At 75.2% G+C, this 18,095-nt stretch carries 17 protein-coding genes; 8 read left to right on the forward strand and 9 right to left on the reverse strand.

Annotated elements, in window-relative coordinates:
- Positions 1-10: 10 nt before the first annotated feature.
- Positions 11-1,093 carry a hypothetical protein gene (locus ASF47_RS07485; RefSeq protein ID WP_056863363.1) on the reverse strand — a complete coding sequence of 361 codons (1,083 nt, stop codon included), beginning with the start codon at positions 1,091-1,093 and terminating at the stop codon, positions 11-13.
- A gap of 168 nt (positions 1,094-1,261) precedes the next feature.
- Here ASF47_RS07485 and ASF47_RS07490 point away from each other — a divergent pair, with 168 nt between their 5' ends.
- The 3 genes from ASF47_RS07490 to ASF47_RS07500 all read left to right on the forward strand — a co-directional run bounded on the left by ASF47_RS07490 (position 1,262) and on the right by ASF47_RS07500 (position 3,397).
- Complete coding sequence (locus ASF47_RS07490; RefSeq protein ID WP_056863364.1) at positions 1,262-2,071, forward strand: SDR family oxidoreductase; 810 nt, start codon at positions 1,262-1,264, stop codon at positions 2,069-2,071.
- Between the two features lie 158 nt (positions 2,072-2,229).
- Positions 2,230-3,000 (forward strand): GTPase domain-containing protein, encoded by a 771-nt coding sequence (locus ASF47_RS07495; RefSeq protein WP_200918984.1) that lies wholly within the window; start codon positions 2,230-2,232, stop codon positions 2,998-3,000.
- A gap of 10 nt (positions 3,001-3,010) precedes the next feature.
- Complete coding sequence (locus tag ASF47_RS07500; RefSeq protein WP_056863366.1) at positions 3,011-3,397, forward strand: hypothetical protein; 387 nt, start codon at positions 3,011-3,013, stop codon at positions 3,395-3,397.
- Between the two features lie 125 nt (positions 3,398-3,522).
- Here the strand turns inward: ASF47_RS07500 and ASF47_RS07505 are convergent, their stop codons facing one another.
- The 5 genes from ASF47_RS07505 to ASF47_RS07525 form a co-directional block, all read right to left on the reverse strand.
- Positions 3,523-5,205 (reverse strand): ABC transporter transmembrane domain-containing protein, encoded by a 1,683-nt coding sequence (locus ASF47_RS07505; protein WP_056863367.1) that lies wholly within the window; start codon positions 5,203-5,205, stop codon positions 3,523-3,525.
- A complete protein-coding gene (locus ASF47_RS07510) occupies positions 5,202-6,335 on the reverse strand; it encodes a hypothetical protein (RefSeq protein ID WP_056863368.1) in 1,134 nt (377 codons plus the stop codon). Before ASF47_RS07510 ends, ASF47_RS07505 begins: the two co-directional genes overlap by 4 nt.
- 159 nt (positions 6,336-6,494) lie before the next feature.
- Positions 6,495-6,716: a YbdD/YjiX family protein gene (locus tag ASF47_RS07515; RefSeq protein ID WP_056863369.1), complete on the reverse strand. Its 222-nt coding sequence runs from the start codon at positions 6,714-6,716 to the stop codon at positions 6,495-6,497.
- Complete coding sequence (locus ASF47_RS07520; RefSeq protein ID WP_082500155.1) at positions 6,713-8,851, reverse strand: carbon starvation CstA family protein; 2,139 nt, start codon at positions 8,849-8,851, stop codon at positions 6,713-6,715. The genes ASF47_RS07515 and ASF47_RS07520 overlap by 4 nt, the downstream gene beginning before the upstream one ends.
- A 124-nt stretch (positions 8,852-8,975) precedes the next feature.
- Positions 8,976-10,115, reverse strand: coding sequence for a glycoside hydrolase family 26 protein (locus tag ASF47_RS07525; RefSeq protein WP_156697791.1), 1,140 nt, complete (start codon positions 10,113-10,115; stop codon positions 8,976-8,978).
- A gap of 417 nt (positions 10,116-10,532) precedes the next feature.
- On the opposite strand from ASF47_RS07525, the gene ASF47_RS07530 reads away from it, so the two are divergent.
- From ASF47_RS07530 to ASF47_RS21020, 3 genes are read left to right on the forward strand one after another with little or no spacing between them, the layout of a single operon-like run.
- The gene (locus ASF47_RS07530) at positions 10,533-11,642 is read left to right on the forward strand and encodes a glycosyltransferase (protein WP_056863372.1); all 1,110 of its coding nucleotides are present in this window, start codon (positions 10,533-10,535) and stop codon (positions 11,640-11,642) included.
- Positions 11,639-11,797: a hypothetical protein gene (locus ASF47_RS21015; protein WP_156697792.1), complete on the forward strand. Its 159-nt coding sequence runs from the start codon at positions 11,639-11,641 to the stop codon at positions 11,795-11,797. The genes ASF47_RS07530 and ASF47_RS21015 overlap by 4 nt, the downstream gene beginning before the upstream one ends.
- Complete coding sequence (locus ASF47_RS21020; RefSeq protein ID WP_156697793.1) at positions 11,794-12,480, forward strand: sortase; 687 nt, start codon at positions 11,794-11,796, stop codon at positions 12,478-12,480. The genes ASF47_RS21015 and ASF47_RS21020 overlap by 4 nt, the downstream gene beginning before the upstream one ends.
- A gap of 437 nt (positions 12,481-12,917) precedes the next feature.
- Here the strand turns inward: ASF47_RS21020 and ASF47_RS07540 are convergent, their stop codons facing one another.
- A complete protein-coding gene (locus ASF47_RS07540) occupies positions 12,918-14,726 on the reverse strand; it encodes a 4Fe-4S binding protein (protein ID WP_056863373.1) in 1,809 nt (602 codons plus the stop codon).
- 3 nt (positions 14,727-14,729) lie between these two features.
- The gene (locus ASF47_RS07545) at positions 14,730-15,644 is read right to left on the reverse strand and encodes an AurF N-oxygenase family protein (RefSeq protein WP_056863374.1); all 915 of its coding nucleotides are present in this window, start codon (positions 15,642-15,644) and stop codon (positions 14,730-14,732) included.
- A 140-nt stretch (positions 15,645-15,784) separates the two neighbouring features.
- On the opposite strand from ASF47_RS07545, the gene ASF47_RS07550 reads away from it, so the two are divergent.
- Positions 15,785-16,495, forward strand: a complete 711-nt coding sequence (locus ASF47_RS07550) for a TetR/AcrR family transcriptional regulator (protein ID WP_056863375.1) — start codon at positions 15,785-15,787, stop codon at positions 16,493-16,495.
- Between the two features lie 65 nt (positions 16,496-16,560).
- Here ASF47_RS07550 and ASF47_RS07555 read toward each other — a convergent pair whose 3' ends face one another.
- Complete coding sequence (locus tag ASF47_RS07555) at positions 16,561-17,316, reverse strand: SDR family NAD(P)-dependent oxidoreductase (RefSeq protein ID WP_056863376.1); 756 nt, start codon at positions 17,314-17,316, stop codon at positions 16,561-16,563.
- Between the two features lie 125 nt (positions 17,317-17,441).
- Here ASF47_RS07555 and ASF47_RS07560 point away from each other — a divergent pair, with 125 nt between their 5' ends.
- On the forward strand, positions 17,442-18,095 hold the full coding sequence (locus tag ASF47_RS07560; protein ID WP_056863377.1) for a TetR family transcriptional regulator: 654 nt from the start codon (positions 17,442-17,444) through the stop codon (positions 18,093-18,095).

Raw genomic sequence — 18,095 nt, forward strand, 5'->3', positions numbered from 1 at the left:
GTAGGAGGGCCTAGGCCGGTGCGGCGGCCTCGTCGCGCTGGCGCAGCGCCAGCACCGGTCGCCAGGCGTCGTGGAGGGTCGTGACCAGGCTGATGAGGGCGAGGTAGAAGAGCGTGGCGCTGATGTCGAGGTCGCCGCCGGTCACGCCGAGCAGCAGCTCCGCGGCGAGCACGAGCACCACGTTGACGAGCATCCGGGCCAGGAAGGCCATCAGCGAGGACTCGATGCTCCGGCGCCGGCTGGCGGCGGCGAGGGTCAGCAGGGCGTTGACCACCACGACGACGCCGACGCCGAGGAAGAGCTGGAGCGGGGTCGACCGCACCCCGGGGAGGGTCTGGGCGTAGACGACGGCCAGCAGACCCACGAGCACGACCTTCTCCACCGTCGTCCACGACAGCAGGGCGCCGTGCACCCAGTGCCACTGCATCCGCTCCTCGGCGGTGTCGACCTCGGCGGGCAGCGGGTCGGCCGCGAAGCGCGACGGGTGGTCGGGCGGGCGCAGCCGCGCGTGGTAGCGGCGCCACCCGATCGAGGCGGCGCTGACGGCGCCCGCGGCGACCACCAGTCCGCCGACGGGGTGGTCGCCCACCATGTCGGTCACATCGAGCCGGGCGACGTGGATCCACCACTCCTGGGGCAGCTTGACCAGCACCCAGATCAGCGCCGCAGCCGTGATCCACCAGCGCAGGCCGAAGCGGGTGGGGCGCCAGCGCGCGCGGACCGCCTCGTAGGCGATGAAGAAGTACTCGAAGGTGTTGGGGAAGACCAGCAGCAGCGCGCGGGCGTGGCTGAGCTCGAAGGCCACCACGCCGACGAGGCGGTAGAAGTAGAGGAAGCGCGCGACCCGGAAGGCCGGCAGGCTGGTCCAGTTGCGCAGGGTCGCGAGGTAGGCGATGGCGAGGTAGTAGACGTCCATCGCCTTGTCGTAGGACTGGTAGCCCGGCGGGTCGTGGCCGAAGAGCTGGAAGATGGTCTGGTCGACGCCGTCGAGCACGAGGCAGGCCACGATGGCGGGCAGCGGCCAGCGCGGGATCGCCAGCGGCAGCAGGAACCGCCCGCAGATCACGGCGAGGAACACCAGCGTCGTGCCCATGGGCCCCCCAGGTCGTGGCCGCCGTGCGCGGCGGGGAGATCGTCCCACCGCCCGGGGGCCGCGGCCATCACCCACCTGGACCACCGGGACCGACCCCGGCCTCCCGAGGGATCCGTGTGACGCGATCGCCCCTCGCGCTGGCGTGTTACCGACTGGTAGGCATGGGTCATGACCTCACCGACCGTCCTGATCACCGGCGCCGCTGCGGGCATCGGCCGCGCCACCGCCCTCCGCTTCGCACGGGAGGGATGGACCGTCGGCGCCTACGACATCGACGAGGCCGGGCTGGCCACCCTGGCCAGCGAGGTCGAGGCCCTGCGCACCGGGGCCCGGGTCGTCAGCGGCACCCTCGACGTCCGCGACGCCGAGGCCTACGCCGCGCGCGCGGCCGAGCTCGTGGCCGAGACCGGCCGCCTCGACGTGCTCGTCAACAACGCCGGCATCCTGCTGGCCGGGCAGTTCGCCGAGATCGACGTCGCCGCGCACCACCGCGAGATCGACGTCAACGTCAAGGGCGTCGTCAACGGCCTGCACGCCGGCTTCGAGCCGCTGCGCGCGACGGCCGCGGCCCACGGCTCGGCCCACGTGGTCAACCTCGCCTCCGCCTCGGCCATCTACGGCCAGGCCGAGCTGGCCAACTACAGCGCCACCAAGTTCTTCCTGCGCGGCATCACCGAGGCCCTCGACCTGGAGTGGGGCCGCCACGGGGTGCGGGTGGTCGCGATGTGGCCGCTCTTCGTGCAGACCGCCATGACCCAGGGCGTGCACACCGGCACCACCGACTCCCTGGGCGTCAACCTGGGCGCCGACGACGTCGCCACCGCCATCTGGGACGCCGTGCACCCCACGCGGGCGCGACGCGTCGTGCACCAGGTGCACTTCCCGGTCGGCACCCAGACCAAGGCCATGGCCCTCGGCGCGCGCTTCTCCCCGGCCTGGCTGACCCGCCGGGTCAACAAGCGCTTCGCCGGCGTCTGAGCCTCCCGCGACGCCGGACCCGGCCTCGGAGCCGGCGCCGCCACCGCCCCGGCCCGCCCGTGGGCCCTCCCCGCGCCGCCGCCCCCGTGCGCCGGTTACGGTCGGGACGTCACGACGGGCACCCGGCCCGCCGCGACCACCGACCCCCGGGAGGGCCCGTGCTGGATCGTCGTACGCGTGAGGTGCGCGGGGGAGTGCGCGGCCTGGGCGGCGCGCTGGGCCGTGGGCGCGAGCGCGTCACCGGCGTGCTGGGCCACCGCTTCCCCTCGGTCGCGGTCACCGGCATGACCGGCGTCGGCAAGACCGAGCTGGTCGACCACCTCTGCGGACGCCCCTCCGCCGACGGCACCCCGGAGGCCGGCTCCGCGGTGCTCGAGCGGCGGGTGCGCCGCGGGCGACGGCTCACCGGCTTCCGGTTCCGCGTCGTGCCCGGCGACAACGCCGCCACCCGCCTCGGAGCCCTCGACGAGGTCTTCCACGACGACCCCGTCGACGGGGTCCTGCACGTCGTGGCCCACGGCCACGCCACGGGTCGCCGCCCGGCCGGCACCAGCGGCGCCGCGCAGGTGACGCGCGAGCAGCAGCTCGCGGCGGAGCTTGAGGACTGGACGGTCACCGCCCACCGCATCGCCGCCATGGCCGTGCGGCGCTCGCGGCCGACCTGGCTCGTGGTCGTGGTGACCAAGGTCGACCTCTTCGCCGACGACGTCGAGGAGGTCGTGCGCTCCTACTCCCCGGGCAGCGGCACCCCCTTCGGCGACCGGCTCGACGACCTGCGCTCCCTGGCGGGCGCGGCCAACCTGTCGGTCGACGTGCTGCCCGCCTGCAGCCACCTCGAGGACCTCGACGGCGCGGTCTCCACCGAGCAGCGCGACCGCTACCTCCAGGCCCTCGAGGCGCGCATGGCCCAGCTCTCGGGTCACGTCTAGGGGAGCCGTCGTGCTGCGCGAGCCCCACGAGAACGTCGCCACGGTGCTGGTCGACCCGGCCGTGCTGCGCGAGCTCGAGCTCGACCTGGGCGCCCTCGACCTGTGGGTGTGGCCGGTGGCCACGGCCCCGGTCTACGTCGACGGCCCCCGCGCGGCCTTCCAGCTGCGGCGCCGCATGATCGAGGCGCGCCGCGGGGCCTGGGACCTGGCGGCCGACTGGGTGCCGGTGCTCGTCTCCTTCGGCGACACCTGGCGCACCGGCGACGAGCCCCTGCCCTGGGCGGCCCACGCCGCGCTCTGGGACGCCCTGGCCCGCCACGCCGCCCACGTGCGGCACCGTCGGGCCCTCGGCGGCGTGCCCCGGCTCTCGGTGCTGCGGGAGCGCGAGGCCCGCTAGCCGCCCCGCCGCGACCGGTGTCGGAGGGCCACCCGGCTGTGGTGACCACGGTGGTCGAGGAGCGAGGCGGCAGCGAGCGTCCCGGGCCCCGGGCCCCGTGGCCGCCGGGGCCGCGGACCCGGACCTCAGCCGGCGTCGAGGTCCCAGACCCGGTGCCGCGGCACCAGCGTCCAGGCCGCCTCGCTGGCCAGCACGACCACGCCGGGCTGCTCGCGCACGCATCCGGCCAGCGAGGCGCGGCCCGCGCCGTCGAGCTCGTCGTCGAGGTGGTCGAGCACGACGAGCGCCGGCCGACCGTGCACGGCGCGGGCGAGCAGCACCCGCGCGCGGTCGGCCCGGTCGAGCGGTGCGCCGCCCCGCCGCAGCCGGGTGCGGTCGCCGTCGGGCAGCGTCGCCAGGGTGCGGTCGAGACCCGCCGCGGCGAGGGCGTCGGCGACGGGCACCCCGGAGTCCGGCAGCCGGTAGCCCACCGCGCGGGCCACCGTGCCCCGCTCGAGGGACCACCCGGCCAGCGCGGCGCCGACGCGCTCACGGCGTCGGCGGGCGTCGAGTCCGGCGAGGTCCTCACCGCCCACCACGACCGTGCCCTGCTCGGGCGCCCGCACCCCGGCGAGCACCTCGAGCACGGCACGTCGCAGCGCGGGGTCCGACCCGCTCAGCACCACCCGCTCCCCGGGCGTGGCCACGAGGTCGGGCACCGCCCGGCCGTCGAGGACCAGTCCCTGCACGGCCAGCCCGGCCGGCGCCCCCGGCGGCCCCGACGCGGTCGGCCCGTCGGCGCGGCCCGTCGTACGCCGTGCGAGCTCGGCCGCCCGCGCGGCGCGACCGGGGGCCAGGGCCGGACCGAGGATGCGGCGGGCGGCCAGGAAGGACTGGCGGTACTCCACCACGCGGCCGAGGTCGGCGACCGGCGCGACGAGGATGCCGACCACCGTCAGCGCGGTGGCCACCCCGCTGGCGCCGAGACCGGCGGGTCCGGCGACGGCCAGCACCGCCACGGTGGCCAGTGCGCCGGTGGCGGCGGCGCTGCCGCGCAGGACGCCGCTGGCCTCGGCGCGGGCGATCGCGGCGTCGCGCACCCGCGCCCCGCGGCGCTCGACGTGGCGCAGCTCGCGGGTGGTGCCGCCGGCGGCGACGATGCCCGGCGCCGCGGCGACCGTGTCGGCGACGTGGGCGGCCAGCACCCCGCGGTGACGGCGCAGCTCGGAGGCACGCGCCAGCACCCGTGGAGCGACCACCACGACGCTGAGCGCGAAGCCGACCAGGGGCACGGCCACGGCCAGGCCGAGGAGCGGGTGCACCACGACCAGGGCGGTCAGCACACCGAGCACGACCGGACCGGCGACCGCGAGCGGCGCGACGCCGAGGGCGACCCAGGTGCGCACCGAGGTGAGGTCGTTGGTGGTGCGGGCGACGGTGACGCCCAGGCTCGGCCCCGACCCGGTCAGCGCCGAGGCCACCAGGCCGGTGCGGATCTCCTGCACGTAGTCCTGGCCGAGCCGCTCGGCCAGGACCCGCTCGCGGGCCCGCACCAGGCCGAGCACCGCCGCGCCGGCGACCAGCGCCAGCACCCCGAGCACCCGCACCAGCGTGGTGGGGGCGTCGAGCACCATCGGCACGACCAGCACCGTCTGCACCGCGAGCGCCGCCTGGGCCGCCCCGGTGCCGAGCAGGCGGAGCAGGGTGGTGCGGCGGGCGCCGGCGAGCAGCGGGGGGAGCCGGTCGTCGGCGGGTGGTCCCGGGACGCTCGCCGGCGCTCGCTCCTCGACCACCGGGGCCTCGCCGGTTGCGTGGGGGGCGGGCGTCACGCGAGCAGCTCCCGGGCGACGGCCGGGTCGCAGAGGTCGTAGGTCGCGACGACGGGCAGGTCGAGGGCGCGGGCGGCCTCGCGGTGCGCCAGCGGCGAGGCGGTCAGCACGCCGCTGACCGCGCGCACCCGGGCGCTGGTGGCGGCGAGGGCCTGCCGCCCGGCCACCGCTCCGAGCGCGTCGCCCGCGGCGAAGACGACGTCGTCGACCAGCGTCGCGAAGAGCGGGTCGGCGAGCAGGCGGGCGGTCTCCTCCTGGTAGACGCCGTCGGCGATCTCGACCACCACGACGTCGGGGGAGTCGGCGGCGAGCTCCTCGACCAGGGTGGAGAGCAGCGTGCGCACGCGGGCGTGGGAGAGCAGGTACGTCGACGGGTGGCCCACGTCGGTGAAGTCCAGGACCCGTCGGGCGCCCGCGTCGGCGAAGAGCCGCGGGTCGCCGCCGGCCCCGGTGCCGGTGACCTTGCCCGCGTTGACGTGGAGGCCGTCGGCGCTGAGCCCGCGCACGAGGCAGGCCAGGGCGGTGGACTTGCCGGAGTTCATCGACGTGCCCAGCACGGCCACGACCCGCGGTCCCACACCGCGCTCGCGCACGGGGCGGGCGGCGACCGGCGCGTGGTCGGCCAGGGTCACCCGCTCGCCGTCGCGGGCGAGCAGGCCGAGGGGGCGCAGTCGCGTGGCGTCGTCGAGCGCGGCGTGCTGGGCCACGACCCGGCCGGCGACGCCGCCGGCCGCGACGAGGTCGGTGGGGCCCAGGTCGTCGGGCACGACGGCCTCGAACTGGTCGGGGGCGTAGCGGTTGCCGTAGGCCACCAGCACCTCGTCGCCGACGAAGAGGGTCTGGCGCCGGCTGCCCGGGCCCTCGAGCCTGGTGTGCTTGCCGATCTCCTCGACCCGGGCGAGCACGACGTCGCCGCTGCGCGGGGCGACCTCGGGGCCGTGGAGCAGCTGGTGCCCCGAGCCGTCGGCCGCGAGGGCGGCCGCGAGGAAGCGGGTGGTGTAGGCCTTCTTGGCCCGGGCCAGGCGCTCGGCGGGCAGCGGCTCGAGGGTGCTGGTCGTCGCGGCGGTGCCGGCGGCAGTGCCGGCGGGGGTGAGGTCGGCGGGGGCGGGGAGGACGGGGTTCGTGGTCATGACGAGGACGCTAGGAACGCCGCATGAGGCTTTCTTGTGACGCCGATGAGCGTCCTCTCATGGGGGTCGTGCGGGGTCCCGCGCCGGACGCGGCGAGGGGGCCCGACGCGGTGCGTCGGGCCCCCTCGGGAGGCGTCACGGGCGGCTCAGCAGCAGCGCTCAGCAGCAGCGGCCCTGGGTGGAGCTCTCGCGGTGGTCGTCGCGGTGCCGCTCGAAGGCACGGCGGCTCATCGGCTCGGTGCCCTCGCGCTCGCAGCGGGCGAGGTAGGCGTCCCACCGGCCCTCGCCGCTGAGCTCGCGGGCGTACCACCGCACCCCCGCCAGCGCCCGACGTACGGCGCCGGGGCGCTGGTCGGCGGCCGGCCGGCCCGTCGCGCTCACCGCCCGCTCCCGACCGTCTCCGCGCGCCGGGCCTCCCACTCCGCGACGGCCCGCTTCTCCTCGGCGGTGGCGACGAAGTCGGCGGGGGCGACCAGCTGCGAGGGCACGGCCGGCACCTCGGTGGTCGGCAGCGAGCCGGCCCGCAGCGCCCGCACCCAGATCAGGGCGGCGTTGGCCACGATGACGATGACCAGCAGCGCGAAGCTGGCCTGCAGCACGCCGTTGACGGTGGAGTTGAAGACCACGGTGTCCATCTGCGAGGGGTCGGCCGCCGGGGCCAGGACCTCGCCGGCGTCGCGCGCGGTGCGGTAGCGGTCGGCCTGGGCGAAGTAGCCGATGGCGGGGTTGTCGGAGAACACCTTCTGGTAGCTCGCCGTCATCGTCGTGACCAGGTCCCAGGCCAGCGGCACGGCCGGCACCCACACCCACCTCGTCCAGCCGTGCTTGAGGAAGAGCGTCACGCACAGCGTGAGCGCGATCGCGGCCAGCAGCTGGTTGGCGATGCCGAAGAGCGGGAAGAGCTGGTTGATGCCGCCCAGGGGGTCGGTCACGCCGACGTAGAGCATGTAGCCCCAGCAGGCCACGACCGCGGCCGAGGAGAGCCAGGCCGCGGGCTTCCACGAGGTGTCGCCGAAGCGCGGCCACACGTTGCCCACGGTGTCCTGGAGCATGAAGCGGCCCACCCGGGTGCCGGCGTCGACGGCGGTGAGGATGAAGAGCGCCTCGAACATGATCGCGAAGTGGTACCAGAAGGCCGCCAGCCCGCCACCGAAGGCGTCGCTGAAGATCGTCGAGATGCCGAAGGCCAGCGTCGGCGCGCCGCCGGTGCGCGAGACCAGCTCCTCCTCGACCGAGTCGGTCGCGGCCTGGAGCTGCTCGGGGGTGAGGGTCATGCCCAGCCCGTTGACGAACTGCACGGCGCCGTCGATCGTGCCGCCGGTGACGCCCGCGGGGGCGTTGATGGCGAAGTAGAGGCCCTGGTCGATGACCGAGGCGGCGATGAGGGCGGAGATGGCGACGAAGGACTCCATCAGCATGCCGCCGTAGCCGATCATCCTGACCTGGCTCTCCTTGGCGACCATCTTCGGCGTCGTGCCCGAGGCGATGAGCGCGTGGAAGCCCGAGAGGGCGCCGCAGGCGATGGTGATGAAGAGGAACGGGAAGAGCTGGCCGGCGAAGACCGGCCCGTCGCCCTCGGTGGCGAAGGAGGTGACGGCGTCGTTCTGCAGCACCGGGCGGGCCAGCACGAGACCGACAGCCAGCAGCAGGATGACGCCGATCTTCATGAAGGTCGACAGGTAGTCGCGCGGGGTGAGCAGCATCCACACCGGCAGGATCGAGGCGACGAAGCCGTAGCCGACCAGCGCGACGGTCAGCGTCTCCTTCGACAGCGTCAGCGACTCGCCCAGGCCCCAGGTCTCGACGTAGCCGCCGCCCACGATGGCCAGCAGCAGGAGCACGACGCCGATGGCGGTGGTCTCGAGCACGCGGCCCGGGCGCAGGAAGCGCAGGTAGACGCCCATGAAGAGGGCGATCGGGATGGTCAGCCCGATCGAGAACACGCCCCACGGCGACTCGGCCAGCGCGTTGACCACGACCAGCGCGAGCACGGCGAGGATGATGATCATGATCGCGAAGACCGCGATCAGCGCGGCGATGCCACCGACGACGCCGATCTCCTCGCGCACCATCTGGCCCAGGCTCTTGCCGTCGCGGCGCATGGACAGGAAGAGCACCACCATGTCCTGCACGGCGCCGGCGAAGATGACGCCGACGATGATCCAGACCGTGCCGGGCAGGTAGCCCATCTGCGCGGCGAGCACGGGGCCGACCAGCGGCCCGGCGCCGGCGATGGCCGCGAAGTGGTGCCCGAACAGCACCCGGCGGTCGGTGACCTCGAAGTCGCTGCCGTTCTCCAGCCGCTCCGCGGGCGTGGCCCTCGTGTCGTCGAGGCGCAGCACGCGGCGGGCGATGAAGCGGGAGTAGAAGCGGTAGGCGATGAGGTAGGACGACAGCGCCGCGAAGAGGATCCACAGGGCCGAGACCGACTCGCCGCGGCTGAGCGCGAGCACGGTCCAGCAGACGGCGCCGACGAGGGCGACGGCCACCCAGACGGCGATCGAGCGTGGCGTCATCCGGCCCGTGTCGCGGCTCGGCTGGGGGGCCGGGCCCGACGGGCGGGACGTGGTGGACGTGGACATGGGGGACCTCCGAGACCGAGGGGGGTGAGCGCCGTCACCGTACTGCGTCCCGGGCCCCTCAGCGTGCGGCGATGCGTGCGGCGGTACGCCACGCGCGGGTCGTGCCCGCCGAGGAGGTCAGCCGCCAGTCGCGCTCCTTGCGCTCGTCGAACCACACGACGGTGGTCAGCGCCGGCATCCCGCGGTGCGCCAGCATGCTGCGCACCCAGGCGGCCTTGCTGTGCTCGGGGTCCACGGGCGCCCCGTCGTCGACGCGCGGCTCCTTGGAGGCCACCTCGCAGATCCACACCGGCAGGCGCGGGGCGAGGGCCACGAGGTGGTCGTACTGCGCGCGGAAGATCCGCCCGAAGGAGCGCCACCGGCCCCAGCCGGTGTCGCGGCCCCAGTTGAAGCCGTCGAGCCCCAGCACGTCGACGTACGCCGCCCCGGGCCAGATCCGCCGCACGGGCGTGGTCTCGGCGTAGGTGTCGGCGGTCGGGTTGAAGACCCAGCGCAGGTTGTCGGCCCCGGCCTCGCGCAGGTGGGTCACGACGTGGCGCCAGGCGAGCCGGAACTCGCGGAAGGTGCCGCCGAAGCGGCGCTCGCCGGCCGCGGTGGGCTGGAAGTCCTGCCAGTCGCCGTTCATCTCCGGCCAGGGCCGGACGTAGACGTCGTGGGGGTAGGCGCGGGCGGCCGCGGCGATCTGGTCGAGGTAGGCGTCGTGCTCGCCCGCGGTCCACTCCGCGAAGCGGGTCGGGCCCATGTCCCACGACAGCAGCAGGTCGCGCGCGCCGTCGTCGGCGAGCCGCTCCTCGGTGGCCGCGGGGAAGACGTCGCCGTAGCCGTAGTAGTAGGAGGCGACCGCGGCGTCGGTGCCGGCGCTGCGCTCCCAGGCGGCGAGCCGCTCGGGGTCGGTGGTCATGCCGGGCACGAAGGCGCCGAAGTCGACCCGCTCGACGAGCGGCGCGGTCCGGGCCGCGCGCGCGGTGCCGATGGCAGGGCTCGCTGCCGTGCTTGCTGGGGGGCTTGCTGCGGGGCTTGCTGCGGGGTCTGCTGCGGGGGCGGGGGCGGTGGCGCGGGTCGGGGGGAGGGCGGTCGTCCCGGCGGGGTGCTCGACACCCGATGCGACCGCCGGGGTCAGCGCCAGGGGGAGCGCCAGCGACACCAGGGCCAGACCGAGTGAGCGCGACAGCCGGGGGGACCTGTCACGGTCGCTCACACCGCGACCATCGGCCGGACCGCGCCCACCCACACCCCTCGCGGGCCACTTCCACCCCGGTGGGGGCCGGAAATGCCCGACCGGCTGCTCCCGGGGGCCGGGGGTGACCACAGCCGGTCTAGTCACTTCGGGTCATCGTCTGGGGTCGAACGAGGGGCTCGGCTATTTTGGGGATCGCACGGGGCTCGGGCCCGCGCGTGCCGGTCGTCGGGGGGACGGCCGGATGTTCTGGGGGGAACACACGTGACGACCACCGTCGTGGCGCGGCCTGACGCTGCGCCCGCACCACAGGCTCCACCGCGGCACCAGCAGCCCGACCAGCAGCCCGACCAGCATCCCGAGCGACGGTCCGAGCAGCGGTCCGACCAGCAGGCGGAGCGCCGCCGGCGGGGCCGGCACCGTCGCCGCCGTGTCGAGATGCAGCCGCCGCGCCCGGCGCGCCCGCACGCGACCGGCCGCCTCGTGGCGCTGCTGCCGGCCCACGACGAGGAGGTCGGCCTGCCGCCGGCGCTGCGGTCGCTGGCCGGGCAGACCCGCCCGCCCGACCGGGTCGTGGTGATCGCCGACAACTGCACCGACCGCACCGAGGACGTCGCCCGCGAGCTGGGCGCCGAGGTGCTCACCACGGTCGGCAACCGCCACAAGAAGGCCGGCGGGCTCAACCAGGCCCTCGACCTGCTCCTGCCGACCCTCGACGACACCGACCTGGTGCTGGTCATGGACGCCGACTCGCTGCTGGAGAGCCGCTTCCTCGAGGTGGCGCGAGCCACCCTCGACGGCTCGCGCCCCCTGTCGCGCCGGCACCGCAAGGAGCTCGGCGGCGTCGGCGGTACCTTCCAGGGCGGGCCGGGCGGCGGGCTCGTCGGCCTCTTCCAGCGCAACGAGTACGCCCGCTACGCCCGCGACGTGCGCCGCCTCCAGGGCAAGGCGCTCGTGCTCACCGGCACGGCCTCGGTCTTCCCGGTGCGGGTGCTGCGCGAGGTCCGCGCGGCCCGGCTCGCCGGCGTCCTGCCCGACCGCTCGGGGGCGGGCGGCGTCTACGACACCCACGTGCTCACCGAGGACAACGAGCTGTCGCTGGCCCTGATGCACCTGGGCTACGGCATCGCCGCGCCGGCCGGCTGCACGCTGGAGACCGAGGTGATGACGACCTGGCGCGCCCTGGCCCAGCAGCGGGCCCGCTGGAAGCGCGGCGCCCTGGAGAACATCGTCGACTACGGCCTGACCCGCATCACCGCGCCCTACTGGGGCCGGCAGGCGATGAGCGCCCTCGGCGTCCTGGCCACGGTGCTCTACCTCGCCACCCTGGTGTGGGGGGTGGTCGCCGGCATCACGCTCCACCCGTTCTGGCTGGCCGCCTCGCTGGTCTTCGCCCTCGAGCGCGTGGTCACCGTGCGCGCCCGCGGCTGGCGGCAGCAGCTGCTCGCTGCGCCGCTGGTGGTCGAGATGGTCTACGACGTCTTCCTGCAGCTCGTGCAGGCCCAGGCGATGGCCCAGTCGGCCCTGCGTCGCGAGAGGAGGTGGTGAAGGAGATGTACAACAACCCTGCAGTCATCAGCGGCGGCGGCGTGCTGGCCGCGACCGGCCTCGGCGCCGGCATGCTGTGGATGTTCCTCGCGGCGTTCGCGCTGCTCGCGCTCGGCCTGGCCGTGCTGCGCACCGTCCCGCGGGCCGAGCGGTGACCCCGCGCCGGCCCCGTCGCCCCCACCCCCGGCGTCTCCTCGCCTGGCTGCTCCTGGTCGCGGGCTGTGCCGTGCTGGTGGCCGCGGGCACGACGTACGTCGAGGCGGGGCGGGAGACGGCCGCGGCCCAGCAGCGGCTCGCGGGCCAGCTGCCCGCGGGGCCGCGGGTCGTGGCCGACGGCGACCACGGCCCGGTGCCGGTGGCCCGCCCGGTCGCCACGGGTCGGGCGCTGGCCGAGATCCGCGTGCCCCGGCTCGGGGCCGACTGGTCCTGGGTCGCGGTGGAGGGCACCGACGACGCGCAGCTGGCCACCGGGCCGGGCCACTACACCGGCACCCCGCTGCCCGGTGCGCGCGGCAACAGCGCCTTCGCGGGCCACCGCGCGGGCCACGGCGACCCGTTCCTGGACTTCGACACCCTGCGGAGGGGTGACGAGGTCGTGATCACCCAGGGGAGCGTGCGGTGGACCTACCGGCTCACCCGCGACCCCGAGGTCGTGCCCGTCGACGCCACCTGGGTGCTCGACCCCACCCCCGGGCGGCAGCTGACGCTGACCACCTGCTGGCCCCGCTACGGGTCCAGCAAGCGGATGTGGGTGCGCGGCACGCTCGAGCGCGTCGAGCGGAGCGCCCCCGGTGCGACCCCGGCCGCGGGAGCCTGGCGTGAGGTCGCGGTGGGCTGAGCGCCACCGAGCGCCGCCGGACTGACACCCTGGCGGTGACCCGGGAGGCGCGCTCGGGTGGCTGGCCGGGATGGTTTGCGTGGTTCGTGCGGGTCCTGGGGTGGCCCGTCTGCGTAAGCGGCGCAAGTGCGTGGGCTCGGGTGGCGCGCTCGGACGGTTTGCGTGGTCCGTGCGGGTCCTGGGGTGGCCGGTGTGCGCAAGCAGCGCAAGTGCGTGGGCTCGGGTGGCGCGCTCGGACGGATTGCGTGGTCGGTGCGGCTCCTGAGGTGGCCCGTCTGCGCAAGCAGCGCAAGTGCGTTGGCTCGGGTGGCGCGCTCGGACGGATTGCGTGGTCCGTGCGGCTCCTGAGGTGGCCCGTCTGCGCAAGCGGCGCAATTGCGTGGGCGCGCGTGGCGCGCTCGGACGGATTGCGTGGTCGGCGCGGCCCGTGTGGCGGCTCAGCGGCGCGCGGTGGCCAGCAGGTCCTCGAGGGTGGCCAGCTTGACCCGGGGCCGCCCCTGGGCCTCGCCGCGCTCGCGCTCGCCGCGGTCGATGGCCAGGTGCTCGCGACGTCCGATCGCCTCCGGTCGCCGGGCGCGCACCAGGCGGCGGAAGGAGCGCCGCGAGCCGCGTCCGACCCGGCCCCCGGCGGGGCCGCGGTGGTCGAGCCGCCCCGCGTTGGCGTCCTCGACCAGCGCGGCGACCGTCTCGGCGGCGTCGGCGCGGTTGGTGCCGATGCCGCCACGTGGGCCGCGCTTGATCCACCCGACGACGTAGGTCGCGGGCACCACGGCGCCGGTCACCGGGTCGACGACCCGGCCCCGGTCGTGGGGCACCGTGTGGGCCACCTCGTCGAAGGGCAGGCCCGCGACGGGCTCGCTGCGGTAGCCCACCGAGCGCAGCAGCAGCCCGGTGGGCACCGTGCTCGCGGCCACGCCCGGCTCCTTCGCGTCGGCCGCGGAGCCCGGGTCGGTGCCGGGGAGCGGGGTCGGCACGAGGCGCACCTGCTCCACGCGGTCGGCGCCCTCGACGCGCTCGACGACGCTGCCGAAGCGCAGCACGAGCCGGCGGCGGGCGCCGGGGCCGGACGCAGGAGCCACGGAGTAGTCGACCGGGCCGACCGGCACGCCCTGGAGGGCGGCGGCGTGGCTGCCGGGGGCGGCCTCGGCGATGGCGGTGGCGATCTCGGGTCCGGCGTCGACGACCACGTCGAGGTCCTCGCGCAGCAGCAGGGGCCGCAGCTCCGAGAGGGAGTACGCCGCCTCCGCGGGGCCGCGACGGGCCACCAGCACGACCTCGGTGACGTGGCTCCCGCGCAGGGCGGCGAGCGCGTGGTCGGCGATGTCGGTGCGGGCGAGGTCGCCGCCGCGGCGGGCGTCGCCGAGCAGCACGCGGGCCATGTCGAGGGCGACGTTGCCGTTGCCGACCACCACGGCGCGGCCGCGGCTGGCGGGTCCGAGGTCGACGACGTCGGCGGGCACCTCGGGCTGGGCGTTGTACCAGCCGACGAAGGTGCGGGCGGCGAGGCTGCCGGGCAGGTCCTCGCCCGGCACGCCGAGGGTGCGGTCGGAGGTCGCGCCGACGGCGTAGACGACCGCGTCGTGGTGGGCCATCAGGTCGGCGTGGGAGAGGTGGGTGCCGACCTCCACGTTGAGCACGAGGTCGAGCCGGGGGTTGCGCAGCACGGTCGCGAACCGGTCGGCGATGGCCTTGGTGCTCTGGTGGTCGGGCGCCACGCCGTAGCGGATCAGGCCGCCGGGCGTCGGGAGCCGGTCGAGCATGGTGACCTCGGCGCTGGTGGTCAGCAGCGCCATGGCGGTGTAGCTGGCGGCCGGCCCGGTGCCGACCACGGCCACCCGCAGCCCGGCGGCGCGGGCGGTCAGGCTCGCCGGGAAGTGGGGCTCGGACCAGCCCGGGTCGGGCCGCTCCGCGGCCGAGGCGACCCGCGCCGCGGCCGGCTCCTCGCCGCGCTCCTCGTCGGGCTCCGCCCCGGGCCCGGCCGGAGCGGTGCCCGGGCCGGTGAAGTGGGCCCGGTTGATCTCGGCGTACGCCGCGAGCGGCCCGGTGAGCGACTCGACCGGGAAGATCGCGTCGACGGGGCAGGCGTCGGCGCACGCCCCGCAGTCGATGCAGCTGCGCGGGTCGACGTAGAGCATCTCGGTGGTGCCGAAGTCGGGCTCGTCCGGCGTCGGGTGGATGCAGTTGACCGGGCAGACCGAGACGCACGAGGCGTCGCTGCAGCACGACTGCGTGATCGCGAAGGCCATGGGTCAGACCATGCTCACGCGCTTGTAGAAGGCCAGCGCCGGGCGGGTCAGCAGACCGAGCTCGTCGAGGAACTCCATGAGGTGGGCGCAGCTGGAGCGCATCAGCGTCTTGTGGTGCTCGTTGCCCTTCGCCTCGGCCAGGGCGCGCACGGGGTCGAGCCCGGCGGCGGCGTAGACCTTCTCGTTGACCATGTTGGAGACGATCACGTGGGCGGCCACCGCGATGACCAGCGCGGAGGTCTGGCGGCGGCGGGGGCCGGCGCCCTCGATGCGCTCGCGCATCTCCTGGCGGGCGAACTTCATGTGGCGCGACTCCTCGACCACGTGGATCTTGCTGGTGGTGCGCACGATCGGGAGCACCTGCTCGCCGCGCATCCAGTCGCGCTGCATCACGTCGAGCACCTCCTCGGCGACGAGGATGCCGCCGTAGGCGACCTCGGCGGTGGCCAGCGACTTGAAGCCGCGGCCGAGCTGGATGCTGCTCTGGGTGGGGAAGTAGGCCGAGATGCCCATCTTCTGGCAGGCCCGGGCGAACATGATCGAGTGCCGGCACTCGTCGGCGATCTCGGTCAGGGCGAACTGGAAGTCGGGCCGGGAGTAGTCGGCGCAGTACTGGTCGCGCAGCACCATCTGCTGGAGGATCATCTCGAACCAGATGCCGGTGCTCATGATCGACGCGACCTCGTGGCGGGTCAGCGTGACGCGCTGCTGCTCGGTCATCTCCGACCACAGGCGGGTGCCGTAGAGGGTGCTCCACTCGGGGTTCAGCCCGTAGTGCGACGGGTCGAGGGGGGCGTCCCAGTCGACCTCGGTCATCGGGTCGTAGGACAGCGCCGCCGAGGAGTCGAGCAGACGCTGCGAGGCGTCGTGGGTGGTGCGCCGAGCCGGGTCCAGGGTCGCGCCGAGGGTCGTGTCCATGCCGGGCCTCCGTAGAAGGGTGGGGTGACGCCGCAGCGGGTGGGTTAAGTGATACGCGGTGTCACGGTTAGATAGAAGGTACAGCGTGTACCCCCACGTGCCCAGCCCCCTTCGGGTGTGAGCCCGGTAACCTCGGGACGGTGTCCGACCCCGCCGACGAGCCCGCCGACGCGGAAGGGCGGGCGGACCAGGTCGACGGTCGCGCGACCCGGTGGACCGGCCAGCAGGAGCGGCGCCGCGAGGAGTTCGTGGAGGCCGCGCTGGCTGCCATCGAGGAGCACGGCGCCGACGTGTCCACCGAGCAGATCGCCGCGCGGGCGGGAGTCGCGCGCACGCGTCTCTACCGTCACTTCGCCGGCGCCCAGGACCTCAACCGCTCGATCGCGGCCCGCGCCGAGCAGATGATCCTCGAGGGCCTCGCCCCGGCCTGGGACGCCTCGCACAGCCCCGACCGCATCATCCGCACCGCCGTGACCACCCACCTGCGGTGGCTGACCGACCATCACGAGCTCTACCGCTACCTCGTGCGCCACTCCGTCACGACCGCCGACGGCGAGAACGTCGTCAACGACGTCAAGCGCCTCATCTCCGACCTGCTGATCCGCCTGCTCGACGAGTACGTCGAGCTGCTCGGGCTCGACCCCGGGCTCACCCAGCCGCTGTCCTTCGGTCTGGTCGGCTTCGTCGACGCCGCGGCCGGTCGCTGGGTCGACGACCCCCTCGGGGTGTCGCTGGAGGACATGGTCGACCTGCTGGCCCGGTGGATCTGGGCGGTGCTCGACGGTGTGCTGCGCGACATGGGCCTCGAGGTGGACCCCACCGAGCCGCTCGTCTCGCTCGGTGGGGCCTGAGGCCCGCCCCTCCTGCCGGGCGGCCCCTGTCCTCAGGCGCTCGTCAGGCGCTGGTCAGGCGGCCGTCACTGGGCGGCGTAGCCGCCGTCCACGAGGTGGAAGCTGCCGGTGACGAAGGTCGCGGCGTCGGAGACCAGGAAGGCGACGAGGGCGGCGACCTCCTCGGAGGTGCCGAGGCGACCGGTCGCGTGCTTGTCAGCGAGCGCCTGCTGGGTCGCGGCGTCGAGGTTGGCCTCGAGCAGCGGGGTGGAGATGAAGCCGGGGCCGACGGCGCTCACGCGCACGCCCTGCGCGCCGTACTCCAGGGCGGCGGTCTTGGTCAGCCCGACCAGCGCGTGCTTGGCGGTGACGTAGGCCGAGGAGTGGGCGATGCCGACCGAGCCGAGCACCGAGGCCATGGTGACGATCGCCCCGCCGCCGTGGGCCGCCATCGCGGGCACCTGGGCGCGCAGGGCGTAGAAGACGGCGTTGAGGTCGACCTCGATGACCCTGCGCCAGGCGTCGAGCGGGTAGTCGCCGACGGGCACGGCGGGGCCGCCGATGCCGGCGTTGTTGACCGCGATGCGCAGCGGGGCGAGCTCCTCCGCGGCGGCGACGAGTCGGTCGACGACCTCGGGGTCGGACACGTCGCCCACGAGGGCGGTGGCGCGCCCGCCGGCGGCGGTGATCTCGGCGGTGACCGCGTCGGCGGCGGTGGCGTCGAGGTCGGAGACGACGACGGCGGCGCCGTTGGCGGCGAGCAGCGTGGCGACGGCGCGGCCGATGCCGGAGCCGGCTCCGGTGACGATGGCGGAGCGGTCGGAGACGTCGTAGGTGGCCATGGGTGGGTCCCTCCAGGGTGCGGGGCGTCGCTCCTGGCGGCGCCGGATCTATCCGACATATGTCGGTTACCTGGCTAACCTACGATCGTCGGAAATCGTTCCCGCCGCCGCCCCAGGAGGACCCCGTGGACCCCCGCCAGCAGCGCAGCCGGGCCCGGCTCCACGCCGCGGTGCTCGCGCTCGCCGCCGACCGGCCCGTCGGCGACCTCACCGCGACCGCGGTGGCCGCGGAGGCCGGGGTGCACCGCTCGACCTTCTACGAGCACGCCTCCTCACCGGTCGACCTGCTGCAGGCGGCGCTGCTGGCCGAGCTCGACCTGCTGCGCGCCCGGCTGCGCGACGACCTGGCCGACGCCGGCCCGGCGCCCGTCGCGACCGACGTGGTCGCCCGGGTCGTGGGGGAGGTGACCGAGGGGGTGCTCGAGCACGTCGCCCGCCACGCGGCGCTCTACCGCCGCGGACTCGGGCCCGACAGCGGCGCCGCCAGCCTGCACGGCCTGCTCAGCGCCCACTTCCAGGAGTCGAGCCGGCTGCTCCAGCGGCTGGTGGGCGCCGGGGTCGACGTGAGTGTGCCCGGGGTCGCCGACCCGGTGGTGGCTGACGTCGCCACCCGTTTCATCGCCGACGGCACGGTCGGCGCGATCGAGGGGTGGCTGCGCGAGCCGTCGCTCGACGTACGCCGCTTCCTCGAGGTGTACCGGCGGCTGCTGCCGCCGTGGTGGCCGTTGACGGTCAGCGCGCCGGACGTGGATGGTCCGGAGGCGGTGGCTGAGGACTGA

The organism is Nocardioides sp. Leaf285, from assembly GCF_001422955.1.
Classification (GTDB): Bacteria; Actinomycetota; Actinomycetes; order Propionibacteriales; family Nocardioidaceae; genus Nocardioides; species Nocardioides kribbensis.